17 protein-coding genes and 1 tRNA gene are annotated in these 18150 nt (G+C 65.3%); 9 read left to right on the plus strand and 9 right to left on the minus strand.

What is annotated here, in order from left to right:
* Positions 1–37 precede the first annotated feature (37 nt).
* The 6 genes from H4O11_RS08665 to H4O11_RS08690 form a co-directional block, all read right to left on the minus strand.
* Complete coding sequence (locus H4O11_RS08665; RefSeq protein WP_182339022.1) at positions 38–1384, minus strand: sensor histidine kinase; 1347 nt, start codon at positions 1382–1384, stop codon at positions 38–40.
* Complete coding sequence (locus H4O11_RS08670) at positions 1377–2054, minus strand: response regulator transcription factor (RefSeq protein ID WP_057687381.1); 678 nt, start codon at positions 2052–2054, stop codon at positions 1377–1379. Before H4O11_RS08670 ends, H4O11_RS08665 begins: the two co-directional genes overlap by 8 nt.
* Positions 2055–2200: 146 nt before the next feature.
* Complete coding sequence (locus H4O11_RS08675) at positions 2201–2695, minus strand: hypothetical protein (protein WP_182339023.1); 495 nt, start codon at positions 2693–2695, stop codon at positions 2201–2203.
* A gap of 250 nt (positions 2696–2945) precedes the next feature.
* The gene (gene rimK, locus H4O11_RS08680) at positions 2946–3824 is read right to left on the minus strand and encodes a 30S ribosomal protein S6--L-glutamate ligase (protein ID WP_182339024.1); all 879 of its coding nucleotides are present in this window, start codon (positions 3822–3824) and stop codon (positions 2946–2948) included.
* A gap of 154 nt (positions 3825–3978) precedes the next feature.
* Positions 3979–5478, minus strand: coding sequence for an OprO/OprP family phosphate-selective porin (locus H4O11_RS08685; RefSeq protein ID WP_182339025.1), 1500 nt, complete (start codon positions 5476–5478; stop codon positions 3979–3981).
* A 54-nt stretch (positions 5479–5532) separates the two neighbouring features.
* Entirely contained in the window at positions 5533–6570 is a 1038-nt protein-coding gene (locus H4O11_RS08690) for an alpha/beta hydrolase (RefSeq protein WP_182339026.1), read from the minus strand.
* Between the two features lie 274 nt (positions 6571–6844).
* On the opposite strand from H4O11_RS08690, the gene H4O11_RS08695 reads away from it, so the two are divergent.
* Entirely contained in the window at positions 6845–8326 is a 1482-nt protein-coding gene (locus tag H4O11_RS08695) for a serine hydrolase domain-containing protein (protein ID WP_182339027.1), read from the plus strand.
* A gap of 35 nt (positions 8327–8361) precedes the next feature.
* Here H4O11_RS08695 and H4O11_RS08700 read toward each other — a convergent pair.
* Together H4O11_RS08700 and H4O11_RS08705 are read right to left on the minus strand one after the other, a co-directional pair.
* Positions 8362–8435, minus strand: a tRNA-Gly gene (locus H4O11_RS08700).
* A 112-nt stretch (positions 8436–8547) separates the two neighbouring features.
* Positions 8548–10362 carry an autotransporter outer membrane beta-barrel domain-containing protein gene (locus H4O11_RS08705; RefSeq protein WP_182339028.1) on the minus strand — a complete coding sequence of 605 codons (1815 nt, stop codon included), beginning with the start codon at positions 10360–10362 and terminating at the stop codon, positions 8548–8550.
* A gap of 187 nt (positions 10363–10549) precedes the next feature.
* Between H4O11_RS08705 and thiS the strand changes: the two genes are divergently transcribed.
* The 4 genes from thiS to H4O11_RS08725 all read left to right on the plus strand — a co-directional run bounded on the left by thiS (position 10550) and on the right by H4O11_RS08725 (position 14226).
* Positions 10550–10750 (plus strand): sulfur carrier protein ThiS, encoded by a 201-nt coding sequence (thiS, locus tag H4O11_RS08710; RefSeq protein ID WP_182339176.1) that lies wholly within the window; start codon positions 10550–10552, stop codon positions 10748–10750.
* A 64-nt stretch (positions 10751–10814) separates the two neighbouring features.
* The gene (locus tag H4O11_RS08715; RefSeq protein WP_182339029.1) at positions 10815–11609 is read left to right on the plus strand and encodes a thiazole synthase; all 795 of its coding nucleotides are present in this window, start codon (positions 10815–10817) and stop codon (positions 11607–11609) included.
* Positions 11609–12343, plus strand: a complete 735-nt coding sequence (trmB, locus tag H4O11_RS08720; RefSeq protein WP_182339030.1) for a tRNA (guanosine(46)-N7)-methyltransferase TrmB — start codon at positions 11609–11611, stop codon at positions 12341–12343. The genes H4O11_RS08715 and trmB overlap by 1 nt, the downstream gene beginning before the upstream one ends.
* A 35-nt stretch (positions 12344–12378) precedes the next feature.
* A complete protein-coding gene (locus H4O11_RS08725) occupies positions 12379–14226 on the plus strand; it encodes an SLC13 family permease (protein ID WP_182339031.1) in 1848 nt (615 codons plus the stop codon).
* Positions 14227–14313: 87 nt separating this feature from the next.
* On the opposite strand, the gene H4O11_RS08730 is transcribed toward H4O11_RS08725, so the two are convergent.
* Positions 14314–14646: a Rieske (2Fe-2S) protein gene (locus tag H4O11_RS08730; RefSeq protein WP_182339032.1), complete on the minus strand. Its 333-nt coding sequence runs from the start codon at positions 14644–14646 to the stop codon at positions 14314–14316.
* A gap of 180 nt (positions 14647–14826) precedes the next feature.
* Here H4O11_RS08730 and H4O11_RS08735 point away from each other — a divergent pair, with 180 nt between their 5' ends.
* The 4 genes from H4O11_RS08735 (at position 14827) to H4O11_RS08750 (ending at position 18006) form a co-directional block, all read left to right on the plus strand.
* Positions 14827–15102: a hypothetical protein gene (locus H4O11_RS08735; RefSeq protein WP_182339033.1), complete on the plus strand. Its 276-nt coding sequence runs from the start codon at positions 14827–14829 to the stop codon at positions 15100–15102.
* Positions 15103–15214: 112 nt separating this feature from the next.
* Positions 15215–15922, plus strand: a complete 708-nt coding sequence (locus tag H4O11_RS08740) for a fumarylacetoacetate hydrolase family protein (protein WP_182339034.1) — start codon at positions 15215–15217, stop codon at positions 15920–15922.
* A 54-nt stretch (positions 15923–15976) separates the two neighbouring features.
* Positions 15977–16390, plus strand: a complete 414-nt coding sequence (gene mscL, locus H4O11_RS08745; protein WP_182339035.1) for a large-conductance mechanosensitive channel protein MscL — start codon at positions 15977–15979, stop codon at positions 16388–16390.
* Positions 16391–16584: 194 nt separating this feature from the next.
* On the plus strand, positions 16585–18006 hold the full coding sequence (locus H4O11_RS08750; RefSeq protein ID WP_182339036.1) for a M28 family peptidase: 1422 nt from the start codon (positions 16585–16587) through the stop codon (positions 18004–18006).
* The last annotated feature ends 144 nt before the right edge of the window (positions 18007–18150 follow it).

The following is an 18150-nucleotide window of genomic DNA, read 5'->3' on the forward strand; positions in this document are numbered from 1 at the left end:
GCGGCGTGCCGGCCAGCGGCCGGCACCTACCCGGATGTCAGGGCAGCAGTTTGGGGGCGAAGGTCAGCGTTGCGATGACGCCGCGGTCGCCCCCAGGGCGCACGCTCACCTGCCAGCCGTACAGGTCGCACAACCGGCTGACGATGGACAGGCCGATACCGCCGCCTTGTGAGTGCCCGGCGTGGGTACCGCGATAGCCGCGCTGGAACAGCTTGGCGGCATCTTCTTCGCTCAGGCCGGGGCCGCTGTCGGCCACCGATACGGCATTGTTGCCGACGTTCACCCGCACTTCGCCTTCCAGCGAATACTTCACCGCGTTGCCGATCAGGTTGCCCAACGCCACTGACAGTGCAGATTCCGGGGCATCCACCACCAGGTCACGCTGGCCTTCCAGGGTCAGGATGATGGGCTTGCCGCCCAGCTGGGCGCGGTGCGAGTCCAGCAGTTGTTCGGCCACGCGGGCGACGTTGCTGGTGCCCTGTCCGCGCTCGTTGCGCGACAGCAGCAGCAAGGCACCAATCAGGTCGCTGCACTGCTGTTCGGCACGCTGGATGCGTTGCAGGCGCTGCAGCACCTTTTCCTCCAGGTCCGGCCGGGTCAATAGCAGTTCGGTGGCGCCACGAATCACCGCCAGCGGCGTACGCAGCTCGTGGCTGACGTCGGCGTTGAACTCGCGGTCACGCTGCACCACCTCGGTCAGCCTTGCGGAATAATCATCCAGCGCCTGTGCCAGCTGCCCCACTTCATCGTCGTCCGGGAAGCGCGGCGCCAACGGCTCCGGATCACTGGTGCCGCCACGATAGGCACGCAGGCGCTTGGCCAGGTCGGACACCGGCTTCATCACTTTCGACGCCGACCACCAGCCCAGCACCAGCGACAGCAGGCTGAACACCAGCACCGACAGGAACAGCGCGCGCTTGAGCTGCTTCTCGCCGGTAATGCTCTGGGTCATGTCATAGGCAAGGAAAAACCAGGCCTGCGGCGTCTTGCGCACCGCCAACTTGTAAGAATAGGGTTGGCCGCTATCATCCTGGCCGCTGACACCGTGGATGCCGTCAGTGAACTCGTACCAGTCCGGCTCTTCCTGCCGCAGCGCTTCAAAGCGGTCTGGCTTCACCAGGCGCGCGAACATCTGCTGCACCGGCAGGTCCGGATTACGGCTGGGATCGGCGGCGTAGCGACGTGCGAACTCGTTGATGTTGCGGTTCATCACGTCTTCGACGAGCTGGTTTTCCACCCGCAGCCGCGCCCAGTTGGTGGCGAACGCGAACAGCGTGGTGAGGCAAAAGCCCAACACCACGAACGACACGATGATGCGGCTGCGCAGCCGGCGGCGGTAGGGTCCGCGCCGGCGCTGCGCCCTGCGTACGGCTTTTTCAGGCATCCGGTGCAGCGATCCGATAGCCGATGCCATGACGGGTCTGGATCATTGGCACCTCGAACGGTTTATCCACCACGGCACGCAGGCCATGGATATGCACGCGCAGGGAATCCGAATCCGGCAGCTCTTCGCCCCATACGCGGGTTTCCAGCTCCTGGCGGGTCACCACCGCCGGCGACGCCTCCATCAGCGCCTGCAGGATCTTCAGCGCGGTCGGGTTCAGTTGCAGCAGCTTGCCCTGGCGGCGCACTTCCAGCGTGTCCAGGTTGTATTCCAGGTCGCCGGTTTCCAGCACGCGGGTCTGCACGCCCTTGCCGCGACGGGACAGCGCGTTCAAGCGGACTTCCACTTCCTGCAGGGCGAACGGCTTGATCAGGTAATCATCCGCGCCGGAATCGAAGCCGGCCAGCTTGTTGTCCAGCGAGTCGCGTGCGGTGAGCATCAGCACCGGGGTCTGCTTGCGCGCTTCGTTGCGCAGCTTGCGGCAGACTTCGATACCGTCCATGCCCGGCAGGTTCAGGTCAAGCACGATCGCGTCGAACTCATGTACCACGGCCAGGTGCAGCCCGGTCACGCCGTCGGCCGCGAAGTCCACCGTGTGCCCGCGGTCCTCGAGGTAGTCGCCGAGGTTGGCGGCAATATCACTGTTGTCTTCGATGACGAGAATTCGCACTGGGACCTCTGTTTCAATAAGGGGTGCCTGGAAAGGCACGGCCGCAACCGGGGTGGTTACGGCCCGGGCCTGTCGCGGGCTGTCGCCAACGATACAGACCCGAGCATTAACATTTCACACGAAGTGGCGCGTACAGGGTGTCAAGGTCAGGGCGTGCCAGCCGGTGGATTGACCCGGTTGTAGTTGCGCAGCACATCGCGCGAGTTTTCCATCGCTTCACGGCGCTGGGCCACGGTCATGCACACCTGCTGCGGCCGATTGCTGCCGGTGGCGCGCTCGCGGCGGCAAACCATCCGGCTGTCGGCATGGGCGCGGGACAGAATGGTGTTGACCAGTTCCTGGTCATTGTAGATCTCGGTGCGGGCCAGCGGATTGGCCTGTTCGACCGTCTCGTGGTCCCCCAGCTTGGTGCGGATACGGTCGATGGCCGCGCTTACCTTGCTTTTTTCCTCAAGGCCAATCTCGCTGTACTGCTCGCTCTGCAGTGCGCGTTCTACCCGTACCAGTTGATCACGGACCGACTCTTTCACGTCCAGCTGAACCAGCGGCGCATCCTTGTCGGGTTTGGCGTTGATCTTGGCGTGAGCTGCACCAGAGATGCCCAAGGCAACGACAAAACCAGCAATCAAAACGGACTTCATACGTAGTTCCTCCATGAATGAAACCCAACTGTACGAGCCATGTGATGGCTGAATCAAGGGACTGTGGTCATGCCTGAGCGCTGGACATAAAAAAGGCCCAGACGTTTCCGTCTGGGCCTGAAGTCATATCCCGATACCGATCCTGCTGATGAGGCAGAGCTGCGGTTCGAAGGACGATACGACAGGGGCGATTAAACCCATGTTAAAAGCAGCGTCTCACCGATAAAGAGAACGACAATTTCTTTTAATTTCATTTACTTACTATCTTTTCCACGTGCGCGATGATGCGCCCGGCGATATCCACCTTGCAGGCAGCCTCCACCCCTTCCAGCCCAGGCGTGGAGTTCACCTCCAGCACCAGCGGCCCACGCGCCGAACGGATCAGGTCCACGCCGGCCACGCTGAGCCCCAGTGCCTTGGCCGAGCGCACGGCCACCTGCGCCTCTGCACGGCTGGCCTTGGCGGGGTGAGCGCTGCCGCCGGCATGCAGGTTGGAGCGGAAATCGCCTTCCGGCGCCTGCCGCTGCATCGCCGCCACCACCTGGTCGCCCACCACCAGGCAGCGCAGGTCCGCCCCCTGGGCCTCGCCGATGAACTCCTGCATGAGGAAATTGGCATACAGCCCGCGCAGCGCCTCGACGATGCCACGCGATGCGCTGGCCTTTTCGGTCAGGATCACGCCACGCCCTTGGGTACCCTCGTTCAGCTTCACCACGTGTGGCGGTGGCCCCAGCATCGACAGCAGGTCCACGGTGTCGTCCGGGTTGTCACCGAACACCGTCACCGGCATGTCGATGCCTTTGGCAGCCAGCAACTGGTGCGCACGCAGCTTGTCGCGCGAACGCAGGATGGCATCGGAGGGGTTGGGCGTGCGCGCGCCCATCAGTTCGAACTGGCGCAGCACGGCGGTGCCATAGCGCGTCACGGAGGCACCGATACGCGGGATGACCGCATCCACGCCGGTCATTGGGCGCCCCTTGTAATGCATGCTGAAACCGTCTGCCGCGATGCGCATGTAACAGCGCAGCGGGTCGAGTACACGCACGGTATGGCCACGGCTGCGGGCCGCCTCCACCAGCCGGCGGGTGGAATACAGCTTGCTGTTGCGGGAGAGGATGGCGAGTTTCATCGGGGCAGCCCGGACGTGGGCGGGCAGCATAACGCGCAGCGTGTGACCAGCGGTTGCGCGGCAGGTGACGGGCATGGCCGGTCATCGCCGCCGTTTACCGGGGTGACGGGCATGGCCCGTCACTACGGTAGAGCGGGGCTATGCCTCGCTGCCCTCAGAAGACCACCTGGGCGCGCACCCCGACGGTGTTGCCCGAATCCGGCCCCTGGAAACTGCCCACCTTGTTCTCGGTCTTCCAATGCACGTAGTTCACCATCAGGCGCGACCAGTTGTTGAGATACCAGTTCATGCCCAACGTCCAGGCATTGCCTTCGCCGCCGCGCGCAGCATCAAGGAAGTCGTAACGGTCGTAGCGCGCAGCCAGCTCGAAGGCGCCAATACCGCCCTCGTCCACCGGGCGCAGCACCTTGGTGGTGCCCCATACGCCGGAACGCGCGCTGAAACCGGGGCGTTCGCCGGTGATCAGCCAGCCGGCGTAGATGGAGGTTGCCTTCTGGTCCACCGATTCCACCGTGCTGGATTCAATGGTCCGCACGGTGTGCTCGCCGAAGGCCCACAGGCTGCGATAGGTGCCGCCCAGCTCCAGGCCATAGGCATGGTTGTCGGTGACGTTGGCGATGGAACTGGCCGAGACGCGGACGTTGCCGTTCCAGCCCAGCGCCACCGGCGAGGTCTTGTTGATGCTGGTGACGTCGTTGCCAAGGTCTTCATACCAGTACCAGCCGCCGACGTGGATGAAACCATCCTTGCTCTTGACCGGGTTCCAGTGCGCGCGCGCCAGGTAGGCGATGGTATCGCTGGCGGAGCTGTCATTGCCGATGTCATCGCCGGTGACGGCCAGGCTGGCATGCCAGTTGTTGCCGATCACCTTGGCGGTCAGGCCCAGGCCGTAGTAGCCACTCTGCTGTGCCCCCACCGATGCCACGGCATTGCGCGTCATGAACGGCGTACGCACCCCGCTGGTGCCACCGTCCAGGCCGCGGTCCTTCAGCTTGTTGCCCACGTAGAACTCGGTCGGCAGGCCACCCAGCCGGGTATCGTAGGACAGGTAAGTGTCCTTCAACGACACGTCGTTGCCAGCGAAATCGGCATCGATCTTGTAGCCCAGCGCGCCCATCTGGCCTTCGGCGCCCAGGCGCCCGCTGACCAGGTCGGTGCCGGTAATGTTGCGCGCATCGAAGCCCGAGCCGTGCGTGCTGCTGAAGTCGGCGACGATGCGTCCACGCGGGTGGAAGGTGAAACGGCCGTCGCTGCTGCGGAACTCGGGCCCACCCTTGTTCCAACGCACGTTGCCACCGCCACCGCCACCGCCTGTGGCGGCCAGCTGGGCAACCTGTGCCTGCAGGATCGCCATGTCGTCCTGCCGGGTGTCGGCAACGGCAGCGGCCACCTGCGCCTGGAAAGGATCAGCGGCCACGCCGGTGCTGGCGGCCCCTTGGCCGCCCTGCCCGCCCTGCCCGCCCTCCAGCGCGGCCAGGCGCTGGCTCAGTGCCTGCATCTGGGCGGCCTGCTGGCGCAACTGTTCGGCCTGCTGCTGCACCAGCGCGCGCAGCTCGGTTTCACTATCGGTATCTGCCGCCTGTGCCTGCGGCGCAGCGACGGCCAGAACGGTTCCCACGGCCGCGGCAAGCGCGGCATGGTGAATGGATTTCATCGGTTTCTCTCCCGGTATTCGTGCGTAAGGTTCAGGACAAGGAAAGACGCAGGCTCAGTCGCCGCTGTCGTCTTCGTCGTCCACTGCAGGCGCTGCCTGGCGGGGTGCGGCCGTTGCGTTGGACGCACCAGCCAAGGGCACCAGTCCTGCCGGCGGCGCGCCAAGGAACTGGTGGCTGCGTGCCCAGTTGGCGAACAGGCGCGGCCATTGCGCTACCAGGGTTCCCGGCTTCCCCAGGCCCCAGCTGTGGCCTCCCTTTTCGAACAGATGCATCTCCACCGGCACGCCAGCGGCATGTGCGGCCTGGTACATCGCCACGCTGTGGCCGATGTCCACGATGGGGTCGTCCACGGCCTGTGCCAGGAAGACCGGCGGCATGTCCTTGCGCACGTGTGCTTCGACCGAATAGGCCGCCACTGCATCGGGTTGGGTAGCCAATTCACGACGTGACCGGGTCTGGTCCAGCGGTGCTTGCAGCGACACTACCGGATAGATCATGCCCAGGAAGTCCGGACGCGCTGACAACTGGTCAGCCGCGTCCACGGCGGGATAGAACGCCGCATCGAAGCGCGTGCCGACCACGCCGGCAACATTCGCGCCAGCGGAGAACCCGATGACACCGATCCGCTCCGGATCCAGCGAAAGCTCGGCTGCCTTCGAACGCATCAGCCGCATCGCGCGCTGGCCATCCTGGAACGGCGACACCGCGCTCCAGCCATCGGCCGGCAGCCGGTAATAGACCACTGCGGCGGTGACCCCCAGCGACTGCAGCCATTGCGCCGCTGGACGCGCCGCGCCGCCAATCTGGATACGGAAATAGCCGCCACCACCGAAAATCACCACCGCCGAACCATTCGGATGCTCGGGCCGGTAGATTTCCATGCGTGCGTCGCTGACGTTGGATACCGCGCCGCGGGCGCTTCCATCAGCACCCACTCTCTCCGGGCCCTGCGTGGCCTGCGGCCAATGGCCATCTGGCCACAGGTGCACCACTTCCGGGCCGGCCTCCTGTGCGTACGCGCTGGCACTGGCGAAAATGCCAGCCAACAACCATAGCGCCAGCCGGCGGCCAGCTGCTCTGTCGATATTCATCGTTCCCCTCCCAGGGTGCCGAGTTACTTCTGGTCTTCTACGTCGGTTGCATGCGCATGACACATGCGTCACCACGCATTCTTGACCAGACCCGCCCCCGATCCGATAACCCATTCCTACTAGTCCACCCGCTACGGGCCACCGCCAGCGGCCCAGCGTTCCCGGGGCAATGGCCGCGGCTGCCCGTTTGCCCTGCTCCGCCACAGGCGGCTGCAACCGGTTTTACCCTTCACGCGTCCATATGCAGGCCAGCCTTTTCCTGCAAGGACACCGCATGAACCGCGTGCCGATCTGCCTGTTGTCTGCAGCGCTCACCTTCGCGCCCTGCGCAGTTGCCGGGCCCGCGAAGGACTTCACCTCATTGGACCTGAACATCGAACGGGTACATCGTGCACTGCAGTTGCCAGGTGGCATCGCCGTCGCCGTGGTACACGAAGACCAGGTCATCCACACGTTGTATGTGGGCATGGCCGACCAGGCAACCACTACCCCGGTCAGTGCCGATACCGTGTTCTACATTGCCTCGGCCACCAAGCCGATGTTTGCCCTGCAGACCCTGCTGGCCGAACAACGGGGGGAACTGGATAGCGCCATGACACTGCGGCAGATGTTTCCCCATCTGCATGCAGATGGCATCGATGCCGATGCGGTACGCCTGCGCGACCTGCTGGTGCACACCTCAGGCATATCAAATCCAGAACTCGGCTGGGCAACGGCCTACACCGGAGTACAGGACGCCCGCTCACGTCGCGCCCTCGCTTACCGGTCCAGCGCAGACCCTACAGTGCACCACGGGCAGTTCCGCTATACCAACATCGGCTACAACCTTGTCGGCGCCTGGCTGACGCAGCAGCCTGGCCCATCCTGGCGAGACCGGTTGGCACTATGGATCTTCGCCCCATTGAAAATGCAGCACACCACCGCATCGGTCCGGTACGCGCAGGATGCCCACTGGCCCCTGGCGCGCCCCTATTCGTGGGCCAGCCCAGATCCCATGAGACCGCTATACCTGGTCAAGACCGACAACACGATGCATGAAGCCGGTGGCGTGCTGTCCACCGCACCGGACCTCGCGCGCTTCCTCGCTGCACAGTTCAGCGCTTCGGCATTGCCGCGCGCGGCCATCGAACGCTCCCACCAGGTACAGGCCCGCGTGGATTCAAGCTGGTTGGATTTTGCGCGTGAAGGCTACGCCTGGGGCTGGTACAGCGGACGCTACCAGGGGCATCGCCTGTTGCACCATTTCGGCGGCTTCCCCGGCTTTCATGCACATCTGTCCTTCATGCCGGATGAGAGGGTGGCGCTGGTGGTTCTGGTCAACGAAGACGTGACAGGACCCAAGCTGGCCAACCTGATTGCCGACCAGGTGTATGCCACGCTGTTGGGACAAGCCGACGTGGATACGCGGATGGCAGCACGGTTTGCGCAGTTGCAGGAACAGGCCGGCGGGTTCAGGGCGCGGCTGGCCGAACAGCGCGCAGCCATCCAGATGCGTCCGTGGACACTGACATTGCCACGCGCCGCCTATGCCGGGCGCTATCGTCATGCCCTGCTGGGCACGATGGAGGTGTCGATCGGCGCTGACGGGGAAATGCAGCTGCGGTGGGGCCCACTGCACGCACATGCAACCGGCGCAGAGCAGGCCGACCACGTACGGGTGGAATTCGTGCCGGGCTCGGGGCAGTTCCTGGTATTCCATCGCGAGGGCGACCACGTCGACGCACTTGCGCTGGACGGGATGCGGTTCGAACGGTGACCCGGCCGAGGACGCCGGCAAGCCATGACGCGGCATGGAGCGGGTGAAGGGAATCGAACCCTCGTCAGTAGCTTGGGAAGCTACAGCTCTACCATTGAGCTACACCCGCGTTGCGAGGCGACAGTTTATGCGGGCGGTGCCACGGAGCGCAATGCACAGGCCGGGTAGCCAGCCGCTGCCCCCTCGGACAGGTGCCGGCCAGCGGCCGGCACCTTCGTTCATCAGAACGTGCCGCTGAAGCTGGCGAAGATCGAGGTGTCCATCGCGCGCTTCTGCATCGTGGTCGCGCTCAGGCCGACATTGCTCTGCAGCCCGAACAGTTCCATGCGCGCGCCGATGATGGCCGTTGCATAGTCCTTGTCGAACTTCAGGCCGGGCACGCGATAGCTGCCCACGCCCGGCAGGCTCTGCAGGAACGCACTGCCTTCCTGGCGGTCTTCGAACTCGTGGTCGTAGGTCACCTGCACGTACGGCTTGACGCTGCCGCCATCCAGCCGTGCCTGCCAGCCCAGGCGGCCAACGGTGGAATCTGCATCCTGGTCGTTGTAACCCAGCGCGGTGGCACTGGTGTTGCTCTCCAGATAACCGTCCAGCTTGACCTTCTGCCAGATCACCGCGGCCACCGGACCATGGCGGAAGCCGCCTTCCTGGCCGAACTCGTAACCGGCGTTCAGCGCGGCGGTCAGGTTGCTGCCATCCGGTGAACCCTTGTGTTCGCGCGTAGCCGGGCCGAGCTGCACCTTGCGGGTCACGTCATAGTCCAGCCAGCTGTAGCTGACCTGGCCGTTGACCCATACACGCTCGCCATACCAGCCGGCGAACAGGCCCAGGGTGGTGTCGGACTGGGTGAAATCGCCCTGGCTGTTGCCGAAATCGGCATCCATGCGGCCATAGCCGGCGAAGCCACCGACGACCACGCCATTACGTGCCCAGTCGATGCCGAACAGGCCGGCCGGGGCCAGGCCGTCATACAGATCGGCGTGGTCATAGCGCTGCATGTCGCCGCGCACGCCACCCCACCAGGACAGGCCATCGGCCGGTGCGCCGCCCAGGTGCAGGCTGACCTGGTCGGCGCGCGAACGGCCTACGGTCTGCGCCGAATGGGTCAGCACCTGCTGCAGGCGCGGCGCTTCCAGCACCGATACCGCATAGGCACCCAGCATGGCGTGGGTGGCGGAGGTCGGGTGCACGCCATCGGCGAACACGTAGCTGTTGGCAGCATCGGCAGCCGCCAAGCTGGTCGGGTTGCAGGTCAGCGACGAATCGCTGGTGCAGCCCATGTCGGTGACGTTGCTGAAGCCGTAGGTGGACGGGCTGGCAACGATCTCCTGCAGGATGCCGAAGGTATCCAGCGGGATGAACTCGATCCCGGCCTGGGTCAGGCCACCATACAGCGCGTCGTTGTACGCCTGGGCAACGGCGGTGTACTGGGCCATGGCCGCCGGGCCACCCGCGCGCGCCATCGGGGTCAGGCCGATGTCGGGCAGGTTCGGCACCAGCACGTACTTGGCGCCAGCCTGCTGCAGGGCACCGACGATGCCGACCTGGTTGGTCACTGCCGCACCGATGATGGCCGGCGCCTGGGCCGGATCGGTGATGCCGAACAGGTCGTTCGGGCCACCCCACACGCTGTACAGCGCGTTGGCATCGGCCTTGCCGCCATTGGCGGCCAGGTAAGCAGCGGCCTGGGTCTTCAGCGATGGCGTCGGTCCCAGCGCGCCCACCACGTCGGTCGCCACGGTGGCCCCGCCAGCGGAATAGTTGTCACCGGTCTGGCCATTGCCGTTGGGGCTGGCGTTGGTGCCGTAGTGGTTGGCCACGTGTTCGGCCCAGACCCAGCCGGGGTTGGTGGTGAACTTGCCGGTCACCGGCTGCACCGAAGGCGGCAGCAGGGGACGGAAGTAGCCGCTGTCGGTCAGGCTGTCGCCGAAGAACACCGTGCGGTTGAAGGCCGATTCGGCGGCCATCGCCGGCAAGGCCGCCAGGGCGACTGCCGCGGCGATCAAGGTGCGGACGGGGCGTTTGCTGAACAGCATGTGGGACTCCTGTAGGGGTGGACCGCCGGACGTACGCCGGCGCACGGTGCAATGGTTTCATCCGTGCGGACAAAGTCACGCTGCGCCGCGACATGGATTGTCGTGGTCTGCGACATCGATGCCCCCCATGCGCGATGGATGGCAGGCACCGGCTGCCTTCGCCGAACGCTTGGGCGACAATGACGACATGAACATCCAGCTCAACGGCGAAGCCCGCACCCTGCCCGATCCGTCCACCCTCCTCGACCTGCTGCAGGCCGAGCAACTGCTTGAACGCCGCGTCGCGGTGGAGGTGAACGGCGAGATCGTCACCCGCAGCCTGCACGCCAGCCATGTACTGGCCGATGGCGATGTGGTTGAGATCGTGCATGCGCTGGGCGGTGGGTGACCGGCACGGGGTAGCGCCGAGCATGGCTCGGCGCTCCGCCCCTCCATAGGCGATAATGTGTCCCATGACCGCACATGCCCCCTCTGATTCGCTGGTGATCGCCGGCAAGACCTACGCCTCACGCCTGCTGACCGGCACCGGCAAGTTCAAGGATCTGGAAGAAACCCGCGTGGCCACCGAGGCCGCCGGCGCGCAGATCGTCACCGTCGCCATCCGCCGCACCAACATCGGCCAGAACCCGGGCGAACCCAACCTGCTGGACGTGCTGCCGCCGGATCGTTTCACCATCCTGCCCAACACCGCCGGCTGTTACACCGCCGAAGACGCGGTGCGTACCTGCCGCCTGGCGCGTGAACTGCTGGACGGCCACAACCTGACCAAGCTGGAAGTACTGGGCGACCAGAAGTCGCTGTATCCGGACGTGGTGCAGACCCTGAAAGCGGCCGAGCAGCTGGTCAAGGATGGCTTCGCGGTGATGGTCTACACCTCCGATGACCCGATCCTGGCCAAGCGCCTGGAAGAGATCGGCTGCGCGGCGGTGATGCCGCTGGCCGCGCCGATCGGCTCCGGGCTGGGCATCCAGAACAAATACAACCTGCTGCAGATCATCGAAGACGCCAAGGTGCCGATCATCGTCGATGCCGGCGTGGGCACCGCTTCGGACGCGGCGATCGCTATGGAACTGGGCTGCGACGGCGTGCTGATGAACACCGCGATCGCGGGTGCGCGCAACCCGGTGCTGATGGCCAGTGCGATGCGCAAGGCGGTGGAGGCCGGACGCGAAGCATTCCTGGCTGGCCGTATCCCACGCAAGCGCTATGCCAGCGCTTCCTCGCCGATCGATGGATTGATCGGCTGATGACCGATCCCTTTTCCAGCACCGGTTCGAAGGCACCGCCCAAGCCGTTCACCGTCAATGAAGGCCGCCGCGAGGTGCGCAGCTTCGTGCTGCGCCAGGGCCGCTTCACGCCGGCGCAGCAGCGCGCGTTCGATGAGCGCTGGCCCCGCTTCGGCTTGGACTTCACCGGCCAGCCGCGTGATCTCGATACCACCTTCGGCCGTGATGCCGGCAAGGTGATGGAGATCGGCTTCGGCAATGGCACCGCGCTGCGCTTTGCTGCCCAGCAGGATCCCACGCGCGATTACATCGGCATGGAAGTGCACGCCCCCGGCGTTGGCCGCCTGTTGAACGCGCTGGCCGACGACGACGCCGGCAACGTGCGCCTGTACCACCACGATGCGGTGGAAGTGCTGGAGCAGGAAATCGCCGATGGCGCACTGGATGAAGTACGCATCTACTTCCCGGATCCCTGGCACAAGAAGCGCCATAACAAGCGCCGCCTGCTGCAGCCGGCCTTCGCCGAACTGCTGGTGCGCAAGCTGCGCCCGGGTGGCCGCCTGCATTGCGCCACCGATTGGGAAGACTACGCCGAGCAGATGTGGGACGTGCTGGACGCCACCGCCGGGCTGGTCAACCGCGCCGGTCCGCGTGGCCACGTGCCGCGCCCGGAATGGCGCCCGCAGACCCATTTCGAGACCCGTGGCCAGAAACTCGGCCATGGCGTCTGGGACCTTCTGTATGACCGCACCTGACCTGACCCCCTGACGCCAAACGGATCGCGCCCACCATGGAAACCGCGCTGACGCTGACCACCGATATGAAGCTCGTCCTCGGGCTGGTCGGTTTCACGATGGCGATGTTCCTGTTCGAGCGCATCCGTGCCGACGTGGTGGCGCTGGTGGTGCTGGTGGTGCTGGGCGTGACCGGCCTGATCGCGCCGGAGGAAATCTTCGGCGGCTTTTCCGGTAACGCGGTGATGAGCATCATCGCCACCACCATCCTGGGGGCGGGCCTGGACCGCACGGGAGCGCTGAACCGGCTGGCGGCATGGTTGTTGCGGCGCGGCCACGGCGTGGAGCAGCGGCTGCTGATCATGACCACGGCGATCGCCGGTTTGAACTCATCGTTCATGCAGAACCCGTCGGTGATGGCGCTGTACCTGCCGGTCGCCTCGCGCCTGGCGGCACGCACCGGGCTGACCCTGCAGCGCCTGCTGCTGCCGATCGCCGCGGCCATCGTGATGGGCGGTGCGCTGACCATGGTCGGCAATTCACCGCTGATCCTGCTCAACGACCTGCTGGCCTCGGCCAACAACAACCTGCCCTCCGGCCTGGCCACCATCGAACCGCTGCGCATGTTCGCGCCACTGCCGATCGGCGTCGCCCTGCTGGTGGCCTCGCTGCTGTACTTCCGCTATTTCGGCGACCGCAAGCTGGTGGAAGAGGAAACCCTGGCCAATGACGGGGTGACCCCTGCGCGGACCGAAAGCTATTTCGCCAAGACCTACGGCATCGAAGGCGACGTGTTCGAGCTGGTGGTCACCGCCGAGAGCCCACTGGTGGGCATGACCCTGGGCGAGGCTGAAACCCTGCACGATTCCCCGCTGCTGCTGGCACTGAAGACCGGCAACGACACCCGCCTGGCACCACCGGCGGAGATGCGCATCTGGGTGGGCAGCGTGCTGGGCGTGATGGGCGCGCGGCAACTGGTGAACGATTTCGCACAGAACCAGTTCCTGCGCATGTCCTCGCGCCTGAAACACCTGGGCGACCTGTTCAATCCCAGTCGCGCGGGCATCTCCGAAGCCGTGGTGCCGCCCACTTCGGACGTGATCGGCAAGAGTGCAGCCGACCTGCGCCTGCGCAAGGAACGCGGCTTGAGCCTGCTGGCGATCAACCGCGACAAGCAGGTCATCCGCGATGACGTGCGCAAGGTCCAGCTGCGCGCAGGCGACATGCTGGTCTTCCACAGCATCTGGTCGGACCTGGCGCAGGCTGCGCGCGGCCGTGATTTCGTCATCGTCACTGACTACCCGAAGGGCGAACAGCGCCCGCACAAATTCAAGATGGCGATGTTCATCTTTGCGCTGACCATCCTGATCGCGCTGACCTCCAAGCTGCCGGTGGCCCTGACCCTGATGACCGGCGTGGCCGGCATGCTGCTGACCGGCGTGCTGCGCATGGACGAGGCCTATGCGTCGATCAACTGGAAGACCGTCTTCATGATGGCCGGGCTGATTCCGCTGGGCTGGGCGATGGATTCCAGCGGTGCAGCGGCATGGGTCGCCGGGCACACCATCGACAAGCTGCCCGAAGGCATCCCGGTATGGGTGCTGGAAGTCGCGCTGGCCTTGCTGACCACTGCGTTCTCGCTGGTGATCAGCCACGTGGGGGCGACCATCGTGATGGTGCCGATCGCGGTGAACCTGGCGTTGGCCGCAGGCGGCAATCCAACCGCATTCGCGCTGATCGTGGCGCTGTCGGCATCCAACAACCTGATGACGGCCTCCAATCCGGTCATTTCGATGATCACCGGCCCCGCCAACTACACTCCGCGCGAGCTGTGGCGCGTCGGCGCACCGCTGTCGCTGATCTACACCCTGGTGGTGGTGGCGATGATCAACCTGATGTTCTGATCCCTCAGGGTAGCGCCGAGCCATGCTCGGCGAGCGCAGCGGCGCGTCCGGAAATCCGCCGGGCATGGCTCGGCGCTACCGCTTTGGTCAGGCCAGGAACACGTTTCCGTCGCGTACCTGCACCGGCACCGCGCGCAGGCGGTCGCCCTTGCAGGGACCGGCCACGCACTCCCCGCTGTCCAGTGCGAACGAGGCACCATGCGCTGCGCAGACCAGGTGGCCCTCGCGGCTTTTCAGGAACTGGCCGGGTGCCCAGTCCAGTCGCCGGCCCGCGTGCGGGCAGATGTTGAGAAAGCCGCGCACGGCATCGCCCTGGCGGTACAGCAGCAGCGATTCGGCATCGCCATCGATCACCACTTCTGCTTCGGCAAAGCCACCGTCGGCAATGCCATGCAGGGAGATCAATGCGTTGTCAGTCATCTCTGACCCATTAGCGTGGGAAAACCCGATTGTCGCATGCCTGCCTCCGTGGCTGGCTGCGGCATGAACGTAAGTCATTGATATCAAATGAACGACCCACGCGTTTAACGTTTTTTTCACTCAGTAACACATCGCCATGCTGATACTGGGCCTCGCTGATGTCAGCCGAGTGAGTTACCGATGATCAACCGCACCTTCCAGTTTGGCCAGTTCCGCACCTTGTTTGCGCCGCGCAAGCCGCGTCATCCGTTGGTTCGCGTGGCTGTGGGCCTGCTCGGCTTGGCCATCCTGGGTGTCATGGTGTTCGTCGGCGTGTTCGTCGGCGCGGCGATGATCCTGGTCGGCGTGGCCTGGAAGCTGCTTGCACAGCGCAAGTCGCCAGCACGTGGCGCGGCGGCGCAGGTCGTCGAGGGCGAATACCGCGTCGTGCGCAAGTCGGCACTGCCGACGCACTGAGTCCACCCGGGTAGGGCCGAGCCCTGCTCGGCGGATGCCAGGCGATGCCAGGCCGCGTTCACCGAGCATGGCTCGGCGCTACACTGCGACGACCTGATCCAAGGACGTCCGCATGACCGATGTAATCCCGACCCCATCCATCCCGCGTGTCCCGGTAGCAGGTGGCGGCACCTTTCCGGTGCATCGCATTTATTGCGTGGGCCGCAACTTCGCCGACCACGCCCGCGAGATGGGTGCCAGCGTCCCCGACGCCGCCGAACGCGGCCGCCCGATGTTCTTCAGCAAGCCGGCCGATGCCATCGTGGTCGGCCATGACGATGTCATCCCCTATCCGCCGTCCACCAGCGACCTGCACCACGAGGTGGAACTGGTGGTGGCGATCGGTACCGATGCGCCCGAAGGCGTGCTCCCCATCGACCAGGCCCAGGCACTGGTTTACGGCTACGCCGTGGGCCTGGACCTGACCCGCCGCGACCTGCAGGCAGCCGCCAAGCAGAAAGGACACCCCTGGGATGCGGCCAAGGGCTTCGATGCATCAGCCCCGATCAGCGAAATCGTGCACGCTGCTGAAGTGGGCGACCTGGCCGCGCTCAACCTGTCGCTGGAAATCAACGGCGAAGTGCGCCAGCAATCGCTGCTGGACCAGATGATCTGGAACGTGCCGGAGATCCTGCATGAGCTGTCACGGCTTTGGCGCCTGCGTGCCGGCGACCTTGTGTTCATGGGTACGCCCTCTGGCGTGGCCGCCTTGAAGCCCGGGGATCGTTTCAGTGCTCGACTGGAAAACGTTGGCGAGCGTCACGGCGTCATCGCTGGATGACACCGGCTGCGTTACCCTTCTGCGCGAACAACAACCCACCTTCAGGAGATTTCGATGGGATTCATGACTGAGTTCAAGGAATTTGCCACCCGCGGCAATGTGATGGATCTGGCCGTTGGTGTGGTGATTGGTGCCGCCTTCGGCAAGATCGTTACCTCACTGGTGGAAAAGATCATCATGCCGCCATTGGGTTGGGTGATCGGCCAGGTGGATTTTTCCGATCTTGCCTTGACCCTGTCACCTGCCCGGTTGGCGGCCGATGGAACGGAGATTCCTGCGGTGGTGATCGGCTATGGCGACTTCATCAACACCATCATCCAGTTCGTGATCGTGGCCTTCGCCATCTTCCTGGTGATCAAGGGCATCAACCGCCTGTCGCGCAAGAAGGCAGCCGAACCGGCAGCGCCGAGCGAAGAAGTCCTGCTGCTGCGCGAGATCCGCGACAAGCTTTCCCCTCACCAAGGGTGAGCTGTGCGTGCCAACTGCAGCGGGGCATGGCCCCGCTCTACCGGGACGCCAGTTCCTGCGGGCAGTGACGGGCCATGCCCGTCAACTGCCCTTGTCCGGATCTGGCCATTTCCAATGGCCATGACCTCGGGCCCATGCGAACGACGGTGACGCTGCTAAGCTCGGACGCTTATGCCCCTTTGCTGGAGTCGTCCATGCGCCGCCGCGTCCTTGCCATCGCCTCTTCCCTCGCCCTGCTCGCCTCGCCGGCCTTTGCCGCACCCCGTGCCACGACACTGCCGCCGGCGTCGCTGGATACCGCCGCACAATTGCGCGAGCAGGCACTGGGCGACGACACGGGCTGGAAAGTCGTCGAATCATTGACCACCGAGATCGGGCCGCGCATCGCCGGCAGCGAAGCGGACGCGCGCGCCGTGGCCTGGGCAGAGGCCAAGTTCAAGGCACTGGGCTTCGACAAGGTATGGAAAGAGCCGGTCAATTTCCCGAAGTGGGAACGTCGCAGCGAGCATGCCGCCGTGGTCGGCCAGAATGCCCAGCCCCTGACCATCACCGCGCTGGGCGGCAGCCCGGGCGGCACGGTCAAGGCCGAAGTGGTGCGTTTCGCCGACCTGGCCGCGCTGCAGGCAGCACCGGAGGGATCGCTGAAGGGAAAGATCGCATTCGTCGATTACCAGATGCTGCCGTTCCGCGATGGCCGTGACTATGGCCGCGGTGGCGCCATCCGCAGCAAGGGCCCGTCCGAAGCGATCCGCAAGGGCGCGGTGGGCTTTCTCATGCGCTCGGCCGGCACCGATTCGCACCGCGTGCCGCACACCGGCATCACCCGTTACGACGAAGGCCTGAGCCCGGTGCCGTCGGCCGCGCTGTCGGTACCCGATGCCGACCAGTTGGCACGGCTGGTCGCGCGTGGCAGCACCCAGGTCAGCCTGACGCTGGATTGTGGCTGGGACGGCACGGCTACGTCGTACAACGTCATCGGCGAGATCACCGGACGCTCGTTGCCGAAAGAAGTGGTGGTGATCGGCGGGCACCTGGATTCGTGGGACCTGGGTACCGGTGCGATCGACGATGCCGCCGGCGTGGGCATCACCATGGCGGCCGGCCACCTGATCGGCCAGCTGAAGCAGGCGCCCAAGCGCACCATCCGCGTGGTGGCGTTCGCCAACGAGGAACAGGGCCTGTATGGCGGCAAGGCCTATGCCGAAGCCCATGCCAAGGACATCACGCTGCACCAGCTTGCTGCCGAGAGTGACTTCGGCGCTGGCCGCATCTATGCATTCAACACCGGTTCGCCGAATCCGGAAGGGTCGCGCGACGCAACCCGGCAGATCGCCGAAGTGCTCAAGCCGCTCGGTATCGAGTACGCCGCCGACAAGGGCGGCCCCGGCCCGGACATCGGCCCGCTGGCGTCCAAGGGCGGTGCATGGGCATGGCTGGCCCAGGACGGGACCGACTACTTCGACCTGCACCACACCGCCGACGACACGCTGGACAAGATCGACCCGAAGGCACTGGCCCAGAACGTGGCCGCCTATACGGTGTTTGCCTACCTGGCCGCCGATGCCGACGGCAGCTTCGGCAGCGAAGCCAAAGCCACCGTCCCGCCGAGCGAATGATCCCGGCGCATGACCTGGTAGAGCGGGGCCATGCCCCGCTGCACGTTGCGTGGGTGACGGGCATGGCCCGTCACTACCCGGCGCGGAGCCAAAGCCACCGTCCCGCCGAGCGAATGATCCCGGCGCATGACCTGGTAGAGCGGG

The sequence above is a fragment of the Stenotrophomonas tumulicola genome (genome assembly GCF_014117215.1).
Lineage (GTDB): Bacteria > Pseudomonadota > Gammaproteobacteria > Xanthomonadales > Xanthomonadaceae > Stenotrophomonas > Stenotrophomonas tumulicola.